Below are 18,504 nucleotides of genomic sequence, written 5' to 3'. Positions count from 1 at the left end.
TATCAGCATTATGTTTAATATAGCGCTGGAATAATTTAATCTAATTTTAATTTCTTCTCTCCCTCACTTAAGAAATAACATTCTTTACTTAATGATATAACAATAATAAAAGCCTAATTAATAATTTAATTAGGCTTTTATTATTATGAAAGTATTACATCAACTTTTCAATTTCTTCGAATTCAGGGCCCATTTGCAAATTATAATACACTCTATACAGACCATTTAACCACAAATCTTTTTGATCAGGTTTCAGTTCTCTTGCCTTTTCATAATAAGGTTTTGCCTTTTCATAGAAAGTCTTCAGAGTAGCCTGGTCTTCTTTATACTTCGGATCATTAATATCTGTAGTTGCTTTTTCTGAGAAATCTTGTGCTTGTAAGCAGTAAATCAAGCCTAAATTAGAGTATGCTTCTGCATAATTAGGATCTACTTCTATAGTTTTTTTATAGAATTCAATAGCTTTATCATAGTCCTTCATATTGTGATAAAGGTAGCCTTTTACATACAAATAGAATGTATTGTTAGGATCTTTAGCCAACATATCATCAGCAAACTGCATAGCTTCGTCATATTTGTTGTTATTGCTATAATAATCAATCAAGTGACCGAAGAAGAATGAATGTTCAGGATATTTCTGGATACCTTCTTTTAAAGAAGCAATCCATTTAACAGTATCACCTTCAGCTTTCAATGCAGTAGAGATAAATTCCATTGCGTATTTCCCAACTTCTTTATCATCTTGCGCATAAGGAGCATACTTCAAAATACTAGGATAATCTTCCATCTTAGCAGCTGCTAAACTTGCATAATATGCTATTTGGGGTAATACAGTATCTGTTTGTAATAGATTTTCCTTTTCAAACATCGGGTTGATAGCAATATCAATGTATGTTGCAAAGAAATCTAATGCTTTTTTATTGTCTTCATTGGCTGCATCGCCTTCTTTCTGTGAGGCCAAATTAAAGAATTGGATACCGCCATTGATCAGATTACCGCGTTCTGCTAAAATTGTAGCAGAATTAGATTTTCTATATTTATTCTTGATTTTGCCCTTTTCATTGGGAATTTGTGCCAATTCGTCACATTTGAAGTAGAATTTACACATGTTCAATGCGCTATTATATACCTGAAGAGTGTCATAAGGTTTTCTCAGATAGGCATTTTCCATTTCTTTTTCACTTCTTTTTCTTTGGATAAGACCTGCTACATCCCACGTTTCGGCATTGTCCTTTGTTTCGGGATTGGTTAAAGCCTGATTTATCAGTTCCTCTGCTTTGGCAAAGTCAGGATTTACTCCGTTAGCAATACTTTTAGCCTCTTTTACGTTCTTTTCTTGGGCGAAAGTAAAGCTTGCGACAAGTAGTAAAACCATTGAAAATAATACTCTTTTCATGATTGTAGAAAATTTAAATTAATATTATGTCTATTCTTCATTTTCATTGTTTACCTCGTTCTGAGGGCTTTCAAGGGTATTTTCTTCCCCCTCCTCTATAAGTTCCTCTTCATTTTCTGAAGTGACTTTACATACAGAGCCGATTTCGTCATTACGTTTCTCAAGGTTGATTAGACGCACACCTTGTGTAGCACGTCCCATGATACGAACATCGGCGACTTTCAGACGGATGGTAATACCGGATTTATTAATAATCATCAAGTCATTTTCATCTGTAACAGACTTGATAGTTACTAATTTACCCGTTTTATCGGTGATATTCATTGTTTTCACACCTTTACCTCCACGATTGGTCTTGCGATAATCTTCAATATCCGAACGTTTGCCATATCCTTGTTCCGATACAACCATAATTGTTTCCGCTTCAGGATCTTTGATGCATATCATACCTACTACTTCGTCTTGACCGTCTTCATCCAATGTCATACCACGTACACCGGTGGCAGTACGTCCCATAACGCGCACAGCACTTTCATGGAAACGAATGGCACGTCCGTTACGGTTGGCAATGATGATTTCATTGTTGCCGTTTGTCATACGCACTTCGATTACACGGTCGTCTTCACGGATAGTGATAGCATTTACACCATTTTGGCGAGGACGTGAATACTGCTCAAGCAATGTTTTCTTAATGACACCATTCTTAGTACAGAACAATACATAATGGCTGTTGATAAATTCTTGGTCGTTCAAGTTCTTCACGCGCAAATAGGCGTTTACAGCATCGTCAGAGTCGATATTCAACAAATTCTGGATGGCACGACCTTTCGAATTCTTAGTACCTTCGGGGATTTCGTATACCTTCAGCCAGTAACACTTACCTTTCTGTGTAAAGAACATCATGGTATTATGCATGGTTGCAGGATAAATATGCTCTACAAAGTCTGCATCGCGGGTTTCGGTACCTTTGGAGCCTACCCCACCACGGTTTTGCGCACGGAATTCGCTCAGCGGTGTGCGTTTGATGTATCCCATGTGCGAGATGGTGATAATCATTTCATCATCTGCATAGAAGTCTTCCGGATTGAATTCTTCTGATGAATAGACAATTTCCGAGCGACGTTCGTCACCATACTTCTCTTTTACTTCAATCAGTTCATCTTTAATGACTTTGCGGCAGAGTTCGTCATTGACAAGGATTTCTTCCAAATAAGCAATCTGCTTCTGAATTTCCTCATATTCGGCGTGCAGCTGGTCTTGCATCAATCCTGTGAGCTGACGCAAACGCATTTCAACAATGGCACGTGACTGAATTTCACTGAGTTGGAATCGCTCCATCAAACCTGATATAGCATCATTCGGGGTTTTAGCAGCACGGATAATCTTGATTACTTCGTCGATATTATCAGATGCAATGATTAATCCTTCCAGAATATGTGCACGTTCTTTGGCCTTGCGCAAATCATACTGAGTACGGCGGATGACTACGTCGTGTCTGTGCTCAACGAAGTATTTTATCAAATCCTTCAGATTCAGCAGACGTGGACGGCCATGTACCAATGCAACATTGTTCACACCAAAAGATGTCTGCAGCATTGTCATCTTGTAGAGCTTGTTGAGTACAACGCTGGCATTTGCATCACGTTTTACATCAATAACGATACGCATACCTTCACGGTCGGATTCGTCATTAGCATTGGCAATACCTTCAATTTTCTTTTCGTTGGCCAAATCGGCTATATTCTTAATCAATTCAGCTTTGTTGACACCATAGGGAATTTCTGTCACAACGATTTTATCGTGCGTCGAACCAGTCTCAATTTCGGCTCTAGCACGCATTATGACACGTCCGCGTCCCGTGAGATAGGCTTCGCGAACACCGCTCATACCGTATATATAGCCTCCGGTCGGGAAATCAGGAGCTTTGACATACGTCATCAGCTCTTCTATATCGATGTCATTGTTTTCGATGTATGCAATACAAGCGTCAATAACCTCAGATAGATTATGGGTCGGCATATTGGTAGCCATACCTACGGCAATACCAGATGCACCATTTACCAAAAGATTCGGAATACGGGCCGGCATGACGGTAGGCTCTTGCAAAGAGTCATCGAAATTGTTCTGCATGTCAACAGTCTCTTTCTCAAGGTCTGTCATCATGTCTTCACCAATTTTTCGCAAACGACACTCTGTATAACGCATGGCAGCAGCACTGTCACCGTCTACTGAACCGTAGTTACCTTGTCCATCTACCAACATGTAACGCATTGCCCAAGGCTGAGCCATACGTACAAGAGCTCCGTAAACGGACGAGTCGCCATGAGGGTGATATTTACCTAATACTTCACCTACAACTCTGGCTGATTTTTTATAAGGTTTGTCGGAGGTATTTCCTAATCCCATCATTCCGAAAAGAATTCTTCGGTGAACGGGTTTAAAACCATCTCTAACATCCGGAAGGGCACGTGAAACAATGACCGACATAGAGTAGTCAATGTACGATGACTTCATTTCCTCCTCGATGTTAATCTTTATAATTCTGTCTTGTTCAAGCATTTAAAAAGATTATTAATTATACATTTTCGGGTTCGTGAAAAACCATGCTAAAGTACTGCTTTTTTACGATATACAAAAGTTTTCCTCCATAAACTTTGTTGCCTGCAGCATAAATATGGAAGTACTCCCTCCCTTCCTCCCCAAATTGCTATTAATATATAAGGTATAGAGTGGAAAAACAGATTTGAAATTTATGGCACGAGATTTGTATACTATTAAATCAGTTAAATATGATACGCTGAATTAATAAATGCGTATCTTTGTCGTGGATAACCTTTTTAATTGAGGAGAATTATAAAATATGAACAATCAATTTTCACAAAGAGTTTCAGACATAATTACTTATAGCAAGGAAGAAGCCAATCGATTGAGAAATCGCTATATTGGTCCGGAACACCTTCTGCTCGGCATGCTGCGTGATGGCGGAGGAAAAGCTATTGAAATATTGTTGAAACTTGATATAGATTTAAAACGAGTAAAAAGTCGTCTGGAGGGTTTCCTAAAGGATGCCGAGGACGATACTCTCTTGCCGGACGCTGAAGTGCCCTTGTCCCCGATGACGGCTAAGATATTGAAGATGTGTATGCTTGAAGCGCGTTTGCTGAAAAGTGCAACTGCCGATACGGAACATGTATTGCTGGCTATTTTGAAAGATGGCGACAATCTTGCTGCAACTGTTTTGGAAGAACACCGGGTGGATTATCAGGCTGTATTTGAACAGCTTTCGATGAAATCGACCAATCCGAATGCGGGAATGGGATTCACCGAGGATGATGAAGAGGATGAAGAAGATATGAATATGTCTCGCTCCTCCCGTACTGGGGGGGCTGGTTCGGCTTCGGCTGCACAGGCTGCATCCAGAAAGCCGTCCAATGATACTCCTGTACTGGACAATTTCGGCGTAGACATGACGCGGGCTGCCGAAGAAGGTAAGCTGGACCCGGTTGTGGGTCGCGAACGCGAGATTGAACGTCTGGCGCAAATCTTGAGCCGTCGCAAGAAGAACAATCCGGTGCTTATCGGCGAACCGGGTGTAGGAAAATCTGCCATCGTAGAGGGTTTGGCATTGCGTATTGTGCAAAAGAAAGTTTCGCGTATCTTGTTCGAGAAGCGCGTGGTGATGCTTGATATGGCCTCTGTGGTGGCGGGAACAAAATACCGTGGCCAGTTTGAGGAACGTATCCGCTCTATTATCAACGAGTTGCAGAAAAATCCGAATGTCATCCTTTTCATCGATGAAATCCATACGATTGTAGGTGCCGGTGCTGCTGCCGGTTCCATGGATGCTGCCAATATGCTGAAACCGGCTTTGGCGCGTGGTGAAATCCAGTGTATTGGAGCTACTACTCTCGATGAATACAGAAAGAATATCGAGAAAGACGGTGCTTTAGAGCGTCGTTTCCAGAAGGTGATTGTAGAGCCTACCACGGCTGAAGAAACGCTTCAGATATTGAAGAATATCAAGGAGAAGTATGAAGACCATCATAACGTGAGCTACACGGATGAAGCCCTGGAAGCATGTGTCAAGTTGTCAGCACGCTATATTACCGACCGCAACTTCCCGGATAAAGCTATTGATGCTTTGGACGAGGCAGGTTCGCGTGTGCATTTGACGAATATTAATGTCCCAAAAGAAATTGAGGAACAGGAAAAGCTGATTGAAGAGGCACGTAGCCTGAAGGCTGAAGCTGTAAAGTCACAGAATTTTGAGCTGGCTGCCAGCTACCGCGACCGTGAGAAGGAACTTTCTGTCCGCTTGGAGGAGATGAAGGTTGAGTGGGAAGCCCGTTTGAAGGATGACCGCCAAACGGTAGGTGAAGAGGAAATAGCCAATGTTATTTCGATGATGTCCGGTGTACCCGTACAGCGCATGGCGCAGGCAGAAGGACTTAAACTGGCTGGAATGAAGGAAGAACTACAGGCGAAGGTGATAGCTCAAGATGCTGCGATAGAGAAACTTACCAAAGCAATCTTGCGTAGCCGTGTGGGGTTGAAAGACCCGAACCATCCCATCGGAACCTTTATGTTCCTTGGCCCTACTGGTGTGGGTAAGACACATTTGGCAAAGCAATTGGCAAAATATATGTTTGGCTCTGCCGATGCTTGATACGTATCGATATGAGCGAGTATATGGAGAAATACACCGTATCTCGTATGATTGGTGCCGCTCCGGGATATGTGGGCTATGAGGAAGGCGGCCAGTTGACCGAAAAGGTTCGTCGCAAGCCGTATTCCATTGTTTTGTTGGATGAAATTGAGAAAGCCCATCCGGACGTGTTCAATATCTTGCTCCAGGTACTGGATGAAGGCCGTTTGACTGACAATTATGGCAGAACCATTGATTTCAAGAATACGGTTATCATTATGACCTCCAATATCGGTACGCGGCAGTTGAAGGAGTTTGGCCGTGGTGTAGGTTTTGCGGCGCAAAACCGCACGGATGACAATGAACATTCGCGCAGCGTGATACAAAAGGCTCTGAACAAGACCTTTGCTCCCGAATTCTTGAATCGTTTGGATGAAATCATTACTTTCGACCAGCTCTCTTTGGAGGCCATCACAAAGATTGTGGACATTGAGCTGAAAGGTTTGTACGAACGGGTTGAAGCAATTGGTTACAAGCTGGTTGTGGAGGATGATGCAAAGACATTCCTTGCTTCGAAAGGGTACGATGTACAGTTTGGTGCGCGCCCATTGAAGCGCGCCATTCAGAACCACTTGGAGGATGGACTTTCCGAGCTGATAGTGGCGGAGGAGTTACAGCCGGGTGATACGGTAAACGTATCAGTAGACAAAGAAAAAGACGAGCTGAGCATCAGGAAGGCATAAGCTGTTCTTTATAAAAACCGTCAAAATGTCAGTCCTTATGGGCTGGCATTTTTTTGTGCTATATCTGCCGGAATAATTAAAAATATAAATCTAAAAAATATAAATGTAGTATGCAAAAAGGTAATATTGGGGTAACTACTGAGAATATCTTCCCCGTCATTAAAAAGTTCTTGTATAGTGATCATGAAATTTTTCTCCGTGAGTTGGTTTCTAACGCGGTTGATGCTACACAGAAGCTGAAAACACTCTCCTCTATCGGTGAGTTCAAGGGTGAAGTTGGCGATTTAACCGTACATGTCTCGCTGGGAAAAGATACCATTACGGTGTCCGACCATGGTATAGGTCTTACGGCTGAAGAAATAGACAAGTATATTAACCAGATAGCTTTCTCTGGCGCCAATGACTTCCTTGAGAAATATAAAAACGATGCCAACGCCATCATCGGCCATTTTGGATTGGGTTTCTATTCGGCTTTTATGGTTGCCAAGAAAGTCGAAATCATCACTAAATCCTATCGGGAAGGCGCCCAGGCTGTAAAGTGGACATGCGATGGCAGTCCGGAGTTTACGATTGAAGACACTGATAAGGCAGAACGTGGTACGGATATCGTTCTTTACATAGACGATGACTGCAAGGAATTCCTTGAAGAAGCGCGCATTTCCTCTTTGTTGAAGAAGTATTGCAGCTTCCTCCCTATCCCGGTTGCATTCGGCAAGAAGAAAGAATGGAAAGACGGCAAGCAGGTTGAAACTGCCGAGGATAATATCATCAATGATTCCAACCCGTTGTGGACGCTGAAACCCAGCGAATTGAAAGATGAAGATTACAAGAAGTTCTACCGTGACCTTTATCCCATGTCCGACGAACCTTTGTTCTGGATTCATCTGAATGTGGATTATCCGTTCCACCTTACCGGTATTCTGTACTTCCCCAAAGTGAAGAGCAACATCGAGTTGAACAAGAATAAGATTCAGCTCTACTGCAACCAGGTATATGTGACGGATTCGGTGGAAGGTATTGTTCCCGACTTCTTGACCCTGCTGCATGGTGTGCTCGATTCACCGGACATTCCATTGAACGTTTCCCGTTCTTATTTGCAGAGCGATGCCAACGTGAAGAAAATTTCTACATATATCACGAAAAAGGTGTCAGACCGTTTGCAGTCCATCTTCAAGAACGACCGTAAGCAATTTGAGGAAAAGTGGAATGACTTGAAAATCTTCATCAACTACGGAATGCTTACGCAGGAAGATTTCTATGATAGAGCCAAGGACTTTGCCCTTTTCACCGATACAGACAGCAAATATTATACTTTCGAGGAGTATAAGACGTTGATTAAGGATAGCCAGACGGATAAGGATGGAAATCTGATTTATCTGTATGCCAACAATAAAGATGAGCAATACAGCTACATAGAGGCCGCTACGAATAAAGGATACAATGTGCTGTTGATGGATGGACAGCTGGACATTGCGGTGGTGAGCATGTTGGAACAGAAGTTCGAAAAGGTTCGCTTCACTCGTGTGGACAGCGATATTATTGATAATCTGATTGTCAAGGAAGACAAGAAGAACGAAGCGTTGGAAGCCGGCAAGCAGGAAGTTCTTTCTTCCATCTTCAAGAGCCAGTTGCCCAAGATGGATAAGACGGAGTTCAACATCACGGCGCAGGCTTTGGGCGAAAATGCCACTCCTATCATGATAACTCAGAGCGAGTACATGCGCCGTATGAAGGAAATGGCGAATATCCAGGCTGGAATGAGCTTCTATGGCGAAATGCCGGATATGTTTAACCTGGTATTGAATTCAGACCATAAGCTGGTAAAAGAAGTTCTGGCAGATGAAGATAAGGAATGTGCTGCTGCCGTTGCTCCGGTTCAGGCAGAGATGGATGAAGTGAACAAGCAGCGTAATGACCTGAAAAAGAAGCAGGAAGGCAAGAAAGATGAGGATATACCGACTGCCGAAAAGGATAAAGTGAATGAGCTGGATAAGAAGTGGGACGAACTGAAAACACAGAAAGAAGGCATCTTCGCCGATTATGCTGCCAAGAATAAGGTTGTCCGTCAACTGATAGATTTGGCACTGCTGCAGAATGGTATGTTGAAAGGTGAAGCTTTGAACAACTTTGTCAAGAGAAGCATTGACCTGATAAAATAAGCCCCTTTAAATTTGTATTTAATATATGCAAGGGTATTGTGATTCTTCAGAGTCGCAATACCCTTTTTTATTCATTTTCACCAATTAAGGTGTGATTTTCTTCGTTGAATACGGCATTTTTAGAAACTATTGTTTATATTTGGGGCAATGAACATTTATCTTACTCGGAATCGCATAGTTATGAAAAGAGTTTTATTGTTTTTTTCGTTTCTTCTATGTACCCTTATTTTACAAGCCCAGAAAGTGGGACTTGTATTGAGTGGCGGTGGAGCAAAAGGCATGACTCATATTGGCATTATCCGGGCTTTGGAAGAGAATAATATCCCCATTGATTATATAACCGGAACCTCTATGGGAGCTATCATCGGTTCTCTGTATGCTATGGGGTATTCTCCGGACGATATGGAGGCGCTCTTGCGCTCTCCCGACTTTAAGCGTTGGTATTCGGGTAAAGTGGAACCCAAATACGAGTATTATTTTAAGAAGAATCGTCCTTCACCGGAATTTTTCAATATCCGTTTTGCTTTTAGGGACTCGCTGCATATAAAGCCCCAGATACTTCCCACAAGCATGGTCAACCCCATACAGATGAATCTGGTATTTGTGGAATTGTTTGCACGCGCTACGGCTGCATGTGGCGGTAATTTCAACAAACTGTTTGTCCCCTTTCGCTGTATAGCATCCGATGTGTACAATAAAAAGCCATTGGTATTGGGTAAAGGGGATTTGGGAGATGCGGTACGTGCTTCCATGAGCTTTCCATTTGTCTTCAAACCGATAGAAATAGACAGTACGCTTGCTTATGATGGCGGCATTTACAATAATTTCCCTACGGATGTGATGCGGGAGGATTTTCATCCGGATGTCATCATTGGCAGTGTGGTGGCGGCCAATCCCGGTAAGCCGAAGGAAAATAACCTGATGAGCCAATTGGAGAATATGATTATGCAGAAGACCGATTACTCCATTCCGGACTCATTGGGTATAGTCATGACCTTCAAGTATGACGATGTCAACCTGCTGGATTTTGACCGTCTGCAGGAATTGCACGATATAGGCTACAACCGTACCCTTAATATGATGGATTCCATCAAAAGCCGTGTCCATCGTAGGGTGAATGCTGACAATGTGCGTTTGAGGCGTCTTGTCTTCCGGAGTAACCTGCCTCAATTCCGTTTCCGGGATATCATTATTGAAGGGGCGAATGCTCAACAACAAGCCTACATCAAAAAAGAATTTCATGATGAGGAGCATGAAGTCTTTACTTATGAAGACTTGAAGCGCGGGTATTTTCGTTTGCTGGCGGATAATATGATTTCGGAAATAGTTCCTCACGCAGTGTATGATTCGGAAGCCGATTTATATCAACTGCATTTGAAGGTGAAGATGGAGGATAATTTTTCCGTGCGTCTGGGGGGCAGTGTCTCTACCACGAGCTCAAATCAAATCTATTTGGGAATAGGATATCAGAACTTGAATTATTATTCCAAGGAAATCACTTTTGACGGTCAGTTGGGTAAGATTTATAATAATGCCCAGTTGATGGGTAAGATTGATTTGCCTACCCACATACCTACGTCCTTTCGTTTTATTGCTTCAATCAGTACCTTCGATTACTACAAGAAGGACAAGCTGTTTTCTAGGAATGACAAGCCTTCATTCAATTCAAAGGACGAACGTTTTGTGAAGTTGATGGTTGCCTTGCCGTTTTTGGCCAATAAGCGTGCGGAGTTCAGTCTGGGATATGGCCAACTGGAAGATAACTACTTTCAATCAAGCGTAATAGATTTCGATAAGGACCGTTCGGACAGAAGTACCTACAAACTTTTGGGAGGTTCCATCGGTTTCTATGGGAGCACCCTGAATACGCGGCAATACGCGACAAAAGGCTATCTGGAGAAGCTGATAGCCCAGGTTTTTACCGGGAGGGAAAGATTTGAACCGGGGAATCCGCAAGAAGGGTACAGTCCTTCTCCGCAAGAGCGGCAATCATGGTTACAAATCTCTTATATGAAAGAGGCATATCACACGATGGGACCGAAATTTACCCTGGGATGGATGGCAGAAGCACTGTATTCATCGAAGAATTTTTCCGAGAATTATACGGCAACCATGATGCAGGCAGGAGAATTTGCACCGACTCCGCATAGTAAACTGATGTACAATGAAGCTTTTCGTGCCAATCAGTATGTGGCTGCCGGTATCAAACCCATATATGTTTTGAACGACATGTTCCAGTTCCGGACAGAATTTTATGGCTTTACACCGATTTTTCCGATAAAAAAGAATGCATTGAATAAAGCATATTATGGAAAAGCATTCTCCCGCTTTGAGTATATGGGAGAAGTTTCTGTTATTTGTCATTTGCCCTTTGGAGCCATCTCTGCTTATGTAAATCATTATAGCTCACCGAGAAGGGAGTGGAATGTGGGGATGACCATCGGCTGGCAGTTGTTTAATTATCGCTTTGTCGAATAAATTTCTTCAAAAAAAGTTTGTATATCGTTTGCTAATTCGGAAAAAGTACGTATCTTTGCACCCGTTAAACAAAGAGGCCGCGTAGCTCAACTGAATAGAGTAGCTGACTACGGATCAGCCGGTTACAGGTTTGAATCCTGTCGCGGTCACAAGTTTCATAATTTTTTAAGGGTCGCGTAGCTCAACTGAATAGAGTAGCTGACTACGGATCAGCCGGTTACAGGTTTGAATCCTGTCGCGATCACAAAGAACCTCCGCAAGTTTTCTTGCGGAGGTTCTTTGTTTTTACAGCTATGGCATATAGTTTATATTCTCCCCTTGTATGGCACTGGCGCGTGTTTTGCTAAGTAAAACAAATTGTTTCCCTTAACTAAACACTTTGTTTCATTATGGAGAACACTTTGTTTCCCTTAACAAAACAGTTTGTTCCATTATATGAAAACAAATTGTTTTTCATTGTTGAAACAAAGTGTTTTTCTATGCTGGAACAAACTGTTCAGTGTTGTGAACTAATAGATTAGCTGAAATAATAGTCTTGTCTTTATTGAGCTAGCGATGTCTTTTTCTCGATTTAACCAGATGTCTTTTTGTTTTATAACGTAATCAGTAGACTGTTGGGTATTGTACTGATAAATATAGTCACACATAGGAAAAAAAGAAGGAGTTAATTCCGTGTTTCCACAAAATTAACTCCTTGCATATCTGATATTAATATGTTGTATACTGGAAATTAATATCCTATAGGGTGGTATAAGGCCTTAGCATTTGATGTTCAATTCATCCAAAATCTTGCGCATGGCTTCGAAAGTGGTGATTCTGGTCGGCACCAATGGCAGGCGGAGCTTGTTCTCAATCATTCCCATTACATTCAGCATGGCTTTTACTCCGGCAGGGTTGCCGTCTACAAACAGAAGCTTGAATAATTCGGCAAATTTGTGGTGAATGGTCAATGCATTGGCATAGTCTCCTTGCAGTGCCAGGCGTACCATACGGCTGAACTCACGCGGGAACGCGTTTCCGATGACCGAGATAATGCCGACAGCCCCCAGGGTAATCAGAGGGAAGGTGATGCCGTCATCGCCCGAAATAACGTCGAAATTGGCCGGTTTGTTTTTGATGATGTCGTCCATCTGCGTGATGTCGCCCGAAGCTTCTTTGACGGCTATCACATTCTTGAAATCACGTGCAATGCGCAGGGTTGTTTCCGCCTTCATGTTCACACCGGTACGACCGGGGACATTATAAAGCACAATCGGCAAATCCGTTGCTTCCGAAATGGCCTTATAATGCTGATATATACCTTCTTGTGAGGGCTTGTTATAATATGGAACAACGGAGAGAATAGCATCTACTCCGGTGAAATCGTCATTTTTCAGTGTTTCCACTATGGCTCGGGTGTTATTTCCGCCTACGCCCAGCAGGATAGGAATTCTTCTGTTCACTCGCTCGATGACCATTTTCTTGATTTTCTTTTTCTCTTCTTCAGTCAGAGTCGGAGTTTCTGCCGTGGTGCCGAGCACACATAAAAAGTCGGTATTGTTTTGAAGTTGATAGTCTACCAAACGCATCAACGCATCGTAGTCAACGCTTTCATCCTCTTTAAATGGAGTAATCAGCGCTACCCCCATTCCTTTCAATCTTGTCTGTATCATGAGTATTATAAAGTAATCTCTAATTAAATGACTCGCAAAAGTACGAATTTTTTCGATTTACCCTACAAATATAAGCCATAAAAAAGCTTTTTGTGGAAATTTGTTAGGATAGCAATGCCAAAAACTCATCTTCGCTCATAATCTTTACTCCCAGTTTCTGCGCTTTCTCCAGTTTGGCAGGTCCCATATTTTCTCCGGCCAGGATAAAGCTGGTTTTGGAGGAGATGCTTCCGACGTTTTTCCCACCGTTCTTTTCAATCATCTCTTTGTATTCGTCCCGTGAGTGGTGGGTGAATACACCGCTGATGACGATGGACTGGCCCGCCAGTTTGTCGGTGTATCCGCTGAGGTCTTCTTCCGTCCGGTGGAGTTGCAGACCGTTCGATTTCAGCCGTTCCACCAGCTCTCTGTTGGCAGGATTGGAGAAGTAAGTTATAATGCTCTGCGCTATTTTTTCACCGATTTCATCGATGTTTTTCAGCTTTTCGAGGTCTGCGTTTTCCAGCTCTTCGATGTCCGTAAAGGACTTGGCTATCTTCTTGGCAACCGTTTCTCCCACGAAGCGTATGCCCAGTGCAAAGAGCACTCTTTCAAATGGCACTTCTTTACTTGCCGCAATACCGTTGACTATGTTTTCTGCCGATTTTTCGCCCATCCGTTCCAGGTTCTTGATATCGTCGGTTTTGAGCTGGTATAAATCTGCAGTATCCTTTATCAGCCCCAATCGGTAGAACATATCTACTGTTTCAGGTCCCAGTCCGTCTATATTCATGGCTTTGCGGCTGATGAAATGCTCTATTTTCCCTTTAATCTGCGGAGGACAAGTGGTTTCATTGGGGCAATAGTGGGCTGCTTCTCCTTCAAAACGTATCAGTTTGCTGCCGCATTCGGGACAATGGGTGATGAACTTCACTTTTTCACCGATAAGCATACTGCGGGCATCCTTATCGACACCGGTTATTTTGGGGATGATTTCACCGCCTTTTTCCACATACACCATGTCGCCTATATGCAGGTCCAGCCCCTCGATAATATCTGCATTGTGCAGGGAGGCACGTTTCACAATGGTGCCGGACAGTTGTACGGGGTCCAGATTGGCAACCGGAGTGACTGCGCCGGTACGTCCTACTTGGTAGGTGACCCTGTTCAAGCGTGTCAGTGCACGTTCTGCCTGGAATTTGTATGCGATGGCCCACCGGGGGGACTTGGCTGTGAATCCCAAATTCTTTTGTTGTCTCAAGCTGTTGACTTTTAGCACAATACCATCAGTAGCCACCGGAAGGTTCTTACGCTCCGTGCCCCAATAATTGATGTATTCGAAGACTTCCTCCAGGCTGTGGGCTTTTCTGGTGTGCTCTGATGTTTTAAATCCCCAGCCGGCGGCGGCTTGCAGATTCTCGTAATGGCCGTCGCAGGGCAATTCCTCTCCCAATAGATAGTAGAGATAAGCATCCAGCTTTCTGGATGCTACGATGGCGGAATTCTGCAACTTCAAGGTACCGGAAGCAGCGTTGCGCGGATTGGCGAAAAGCGGTTCCTCACGTGCTTCCTTTTCCCGGTTCAGTTCTTCGAAAACCACCCAGGGCATCAGGATTTCCCCTCTGATTTCGAATGACTTAGGATAATTTCCATGGAGGACCAGCGGAATCGTCCGGATTGTCTTTACATTGTCCGTCACATCATCGCCCTTTTCGCCGTCGCCACGGGTGACGGCACGCACCAATTTGCCATCCTCGTAAGTCAGCGAGATGGAAGTACCGTCATACTTCAGCTCGCAGCAGATTTCAAAATCCTCGTTCAACGCCTTTTTTACCCGTTCGTAAAAGTCGGTCACTTCGTTTTCGGAATAGGTGTTTCCCAATGAAAGCATGGGATATTTGTGTGCCACTTGTGTGAAGTTCTTATTTAAATCACTTCCTACACGCATCGTGGGCGAATTATCATCTTGGTATTCAGGATGTTCTTTCTCTAAGTCTTGTAGCTCGCGCATCAGGTCGTCAAACTCCTTGTCGGATATTTCAGGAGCATTCAGCACATAATAATTGTAGTTGTGCTGGTGTAATTCCGCACGGAGCTGGTCTATTTTTTCTTTTACAGTCATAGGGTTTTCGGATTGTTTGAACGCAAAAATACGGGTTTCTCCCCGAATATTTGTACTTTTGCAGCTTGAAATAGCTAAAATAAAGTTATATGCGCATTGACATTATCACAGTTTTGCCGGAGATGATTGAGGGATTCTTTAACTGCTCCATCATGAAACGTGCTCAAAATAAAGGGCTTGCAGAGATACATATCCATAATCTTCGTGATTATACGGAAGATAAGTACCGTCGTGTAGACGATTATCCGTTTGGCGGCTTTGCCGGAATGGTCATGAAGATAGAGCCGATAGAGCGGTGTATCAACGCCTTGAAGGCCGAGCGGGATTACGACGAGGTTATCTTTACCACCCCCGATGGTGAGCAGTTCAATCAGCCGATGGCAAATACTCTTTCCCTTGCCCAGAATCTCATCATTCTCTGCGGGCATTTCAAAGGGATAGATTACCGGATTCGCGAGCATCTCATCACCAAGGAAATCAGTATCGGCGACTATGTGTTGACTGGCGGAGAACTGGCGGCGGCTGTCATGGCAGATGCCATCGTCCGTATCATTCCGGGAGTGATTTCCGATGAGCAGTCTGCACTTTCAGATTCCTTTCAGGACAATCTGCTGGCTGCGCCGGTCTATACACGCCCCGCTGATTACAATGGATGGAAGGTTCCGGATATTTTACTTTCCGGACATGAGGCCAAGATTAAGGAATGGGAGCTGCAACAGTCTTTGGAAAGGACTCGTAGACTGCGTCCGGATTTGTTGGGAGAGTAAGTTTACTGATGTAAATAAAAAGAAAAAGGACATTCATTAATGAATGTCCTTTTTTATGAATATATATTGCGAATGGCAATCTCTTGTTATTCTTTATACATCGAGTGCACCGATAATATCCTTTACAGACTGATAACCGTGTCTGTCAAGATAGTCATTTATTCCTTCTACCACTTTCACTGTAACCGCCGGATCAATGAAGTTTGCCGTACCAATCTGGATGGCAGAGGCACCTGCAAGCATGAATTCCACAGCATCTTTCCAGTTCATGATACCCCCCAAGCCTATGACGGGGATTTTTACCGCTTTAGCCACTTGCCATACCATACGTAAGGCAATGGGTTTCACGGCCGCACCGGACATACCACCGGTGACAGTGGAGAGTATCGGACGCCTGCGTTCCGCGTCTATAGCCATTCCCAGCAGGGTATTGATGAGGGAAACGCTGTCTGCACCGCCATTTTCGGCTGCGCGGGCTATTTCAGTGATGTCGGTAACGTTCGGGGAGAGCTTTACGATAAGTGTCTTTTTGTAAACTGAGCGCACGGCTTTCACCACTTCTTCGGCTCCCTTGGCGGTAACACCGAATGCCATTCCTCCTTGCTTCACATTGGGGCAAGAGATGTTCAACTCTATGGCAGGAATTTTGTCAAGTTCATTAATGATTGCGGCTGTTTCAGCATAGTCTTCGATGGCAGAACCCGAAACATTCACAATCATGTTGGTCTGAATGTCCTTGATGCGGGGATAGATGTGTTCAACAAAGTAATGTACACCCTTATTTTGCAGTCCCACAGCGTTTAACATACCCGAAGGAGTCTCTGCCATACGCGGATATGGATTGCCTTCACGTTTGTGAAGGGTGGTTCCCTTTACAATAATACCGCCTATTCGCGATAGTTCGATGAAATCGGCGAATTCTTCACCATATCCGAATGTTCCGGATGCAGTCATCACCGGATTATTCATTTGTAATTCACCAATATTTACACTTAAATCTGCCATAATAGTTTGTTTATATTAAAAACCGGACCTTCTTTACATACGCACAAATGACCTTCCGTGGTATTTTCTACACAGCATAGACAAGCGCCTATGCCACACGCCATCATATTTTCCAGAGATACTTCGCAACTGATACCTTTACTTTTGGCATACTTTGCTACTGCCATCATCATCGGTTTGGGGCCGCAAGTATATATCTGCTCAAAGCACACCTTATTTAATATGGAGTGTTGCGTTACGTATCCCTTCTCTCCGTGGCTGCCATCTTCGGTGGTGGTATACACCTCGCCATAGGCAGCAAACTGCTCTAATTGAAGCAAATCCTTGTCGCTTCTGGCACCCAGCAGGAAGGTTGCTTACAGCCTTTCTTGGCAAGCTGTTCGCCTAAATATAACATAGGAGCTGTACCTACACCTCCACCTACCAATAAGAGCTTGTCTGAGGGCTTTTCAGGCATTGTGAAGCAGTTTCCCAACGGAAGTACTACATTGATTATATCGCCTGCTTTTGCGTCTCCTAATCGCTTGGTTCCGTCGCCTACAAGTTGGATTAAGAACCAGACTTCATTCCGTTGTCTATCTACATAATTGATGGAGATGGGGCGGCGCAAAAAAGTGGTAGGCGAGCCGTCCACGCGAATCTCTGCAAATTGTCCCGGAAGCATTTCCGGAAGTGGGGACGGAGAAGTCAACTTCAACAACACGTAGTTGGCATGCAAGCGGAGGTTCTCTGTCACTGTCAGATCTAAAATATACTTTTTCATATCTATAAAGAGGGATGTTTTTCTTTCGGGTGCAAAGATAGTGTAAACCGAGTGCAGAATAAAATGAACCCGTTTCTTTTTTATGTTGGGGCATTAGTCTATTTCCATTCTCATTCCTTAATTTTCCGGTTTGAAAGTCTCGTAAGTATTGTCATCAAAGAAAATTCTTATTTCAGTGATTTTTCTGGGAGGTCTTTCTTTGTAGATAATCTCTTGTTTTACAATCTCTTTAGACGATTTTAGGGCTGTCTCTAATGCAATTTCCTTGCGATTTTCAGATTCTTCCGGCCCGTTGGACAGATTTTCCGGATTCTCGGCGAATAAAGGATAGTCGAATCCATCGTTTTCGGGTGAATCCGGATTATTACTCATATTGCCTTTTCCGGTAAGCAGCCACTCCAAGTTTATGTCGTTGTATCGTTGATGCAATCGGAGAATAACTTCCGTACTTGGATATTTGTTACGCGGACCCAAGATGTGGGAAATGGTGGCTTGGGCCACACCAATACTCTCGGCAAAAGCTCCTGCTGTCAGTTTCTCCCGATCCATAACCATTTTGAACCTGTCTTTTATACTCATGGTTTATGTGTTATTACAATTGTACATATTATTTATTGGATTACAAAAGTAAAAAAACGACATCACAAAAGCAAATTAAAAATGTGATATTTTGAGATTTACAAATAAAATGTTACCATTACAATATTCATCATTACAAATGCTATAATACAAATTACGAGTGAAATAGGTATTTATTTTAAGTTTAATAAAGTAATATATTTATCTAGTTATTAG

General features: G+C 43.1%; 9 protein-coding genes, 2 tRNA genes and 2 pseudogenes. 6 read left to right on the top strand and 7 right to left on the bottom strand.

The annotated features are described in order from the left end of the window. Nucleotides 1-154 precede the first annotated feature (154 nt). Together JCM16496_RS02470 and gyrA are read right to left on the bottom strand one after the other, a co-directional pair. Entirely contained in the window at nt 155-1,396 is a 1,242-nt protein-coding gene (locus JCM16496_RS02470) for a tetratricopeptide repeat protein (RefSeq protein WP_005837195.1), read from the bottom strand. 30 nt (nt 1,397-1,426) lie between these two features. Beyond that, nucleotides 1,427-3,955 carry a DNA gyrase subunit A gene (gene gyrA, locus JCM16496_RS02465; RefSeq protein WP_025832103.1) on the bottom strand — a complete coding sequence of 843 codons (2,529 nt, stop codon included), beginning with the start codon at nt 3,953-3,955 and terminating at the stop codon, nt 1,427-1,429. 301 nt (nt 3,956-4,256) lie between these two features. Here gyrA and JCM16496_RS02460 point away from each other — a divergent pair. The 5 genes and pseudogenes from JCM16496_RS02460 (at nt 4,257) to JCM16496_RS02440 (ending at nt 11,665) form a co-directional block, all read left to right on the top strand. Next, nucleotides 4,257-6,784: pseudogene (locus JCM16496_RS02460) on the top strand (ATP-dependent Clp protease ATP-binding subunit). 110 nt (nt 6,785-6,894) lie between these two features. Continuing rightward, nucleotides 6,895-8,943 (top strand): molecular chaperone HtpG, encoded by a 2,049-nt coding sequence (htpG, locus tag JCM16496_RS02455; RefSeq protein WP_025832101.1) that lies wholly within the window; start codon nt 6,895-6,897, stop codon nt 8,941-8,943. A gap of 180 nt (nt 8,944-9,123) precedes the next feature. Further along, complete coding sequence (locus JCM16496_RS02450) at nt 9,124-11,421, top strand: patatin-like phospholipase family protein (RefSeq protein ID WP_025832100.1); 2,298 nt, start codon at nt 9,124-9,126, stop codon at nt 11,419-11,421. 75 nt (nt 11,422-11,496) lie between these two features. Further along, nucleotides 11,497-11,570 (top strand) — tRNA-Arg (locus JCM16496_RS02445). A 21-nt stretch (nt 11,571-11,591) separates the two neighbouring features. Next, a tRNA-Arg gene (locus JCM16496_RS02440) sits at nt 11,592-11,665 on the top strand. A gap of 514 nt (nt 11,666-12,179) precedes the next feature. On the opposite strand, the gene dapA is transcribed toward JCM16496_RS02440, so the two are convergent. Both dapA and ligA read right to left on the bottom strand, forming a co-directional pair. Continuing rightward, complete coding sequence (dapA, locus tag JCM16496_RS02435) at nt 12,180-13,073, bottom strand: 4-hydroxy-tetrahydrodipicolinate synthase (RefSeq protein WP_025832099.1); 894 nt, start codon at nt 13,071-13,073, stop codon at nt 12,180-12,182. A 103-nt stretch (nt 13,074-13,176) separates the two neighbouring features. Continuing rightward, nucleotides 13,177-15,174 carry an NAD-dependent DNA ligase LigA gene (ligA, locus tag JCM16496_RS02430; protein WP_025832097.1) on the bottom strand — a complete coding sequence of 666 codons (1,998 nt, stop codon included), beginning with the start codon at nt 15,172-15,174 and terminating at the stop codon, nt 13,177-13,179. Nucleotides 15,175-15,263: 89 nt separating this feature from the next. Here ligA and trmD point away from each other — a divergent pair, with 89 nt between their 5' ends. Next, nucleotides 15,264-15,941, top strand: coding sequence for a tRNA (guanosine(37)-N1)-methyltransferase TrmD (gene trmD / locus JCM16496_RS02425; protein ID WP_005837186.1), 678 nt, complete (start codon nt 15,264-15,266; stop codon nt 15,939-15,941). Between the two features lie 93 nt (nt 15,942-16,034). Here the strand turns inward: trmD and JCM16496_RS02420 are convergent, their stop codons facing one another. The 3 genes and pseudogenes from JCM16496_RS02420 to JCM16496_RS02410 all read right to left on the bottom strand — a co-directional run bounded on the left by JCM16496_RS02420 (nt 16,035) and on the right by JCM16496_RS02410 (nt 18,288). Next, on the bottom strand, nt 16,035-16,946 hold the full coding sequence (locus tag JCM16496_RS02420; RefSeq protein WP_016273787.1) for a dihydroorotate dehydrogenase: 912 nt from the start codon (nt 16,944-16,946) through the stop codon (nt 16,035-16,037). Beyond that, nucleotides 16,934-17,709 (bottom strand): annotated as a pseudogene (locus JCM16496_RS02415) (dihydroorotate dehydrogenase electron transfer subunit). The gene JCM16496_RS02420 and the pseudogene JCM16496_RS02415 overlap by 13 nt, the downstream one beginning before the upstream one ends. Before the next feature lie 117 nt (nt 17,710-17,826). After that, nucleotides 17,827-18,288 carry a helix-turn-helix domain-containing protein gene (locus tag JCM16496_RS02410; RefSeq protein WP_025832088.1) on the bottom strand — a complete coding sequence of 154 codons (462 nt, stop codon included), beginning with the start codon at nt 18,286-18,288 and terminating at the stop codon, nt 17,827-17,829. Between the last annotated feature and the right edge of the window lie 216 nt (nt 18,289-18,504).

Origin of the sequence: Bacteroides rodentium JCM 16496 (assembly GCF_000614125.1) — a bacterium.
GTDB classification, from domain to species: domain Bacteria; phylum Bacteroidota; class Bacteroidia; order Bacteroidales; family Bacteroidaceae; genus Bacteroides; species Bacteroides rodentium.
The sequence above is the reverse complement of the archived record's forward strand: the minus strand, read 5'-3'. Positions and strand labels throughout refer to the sequence as shown.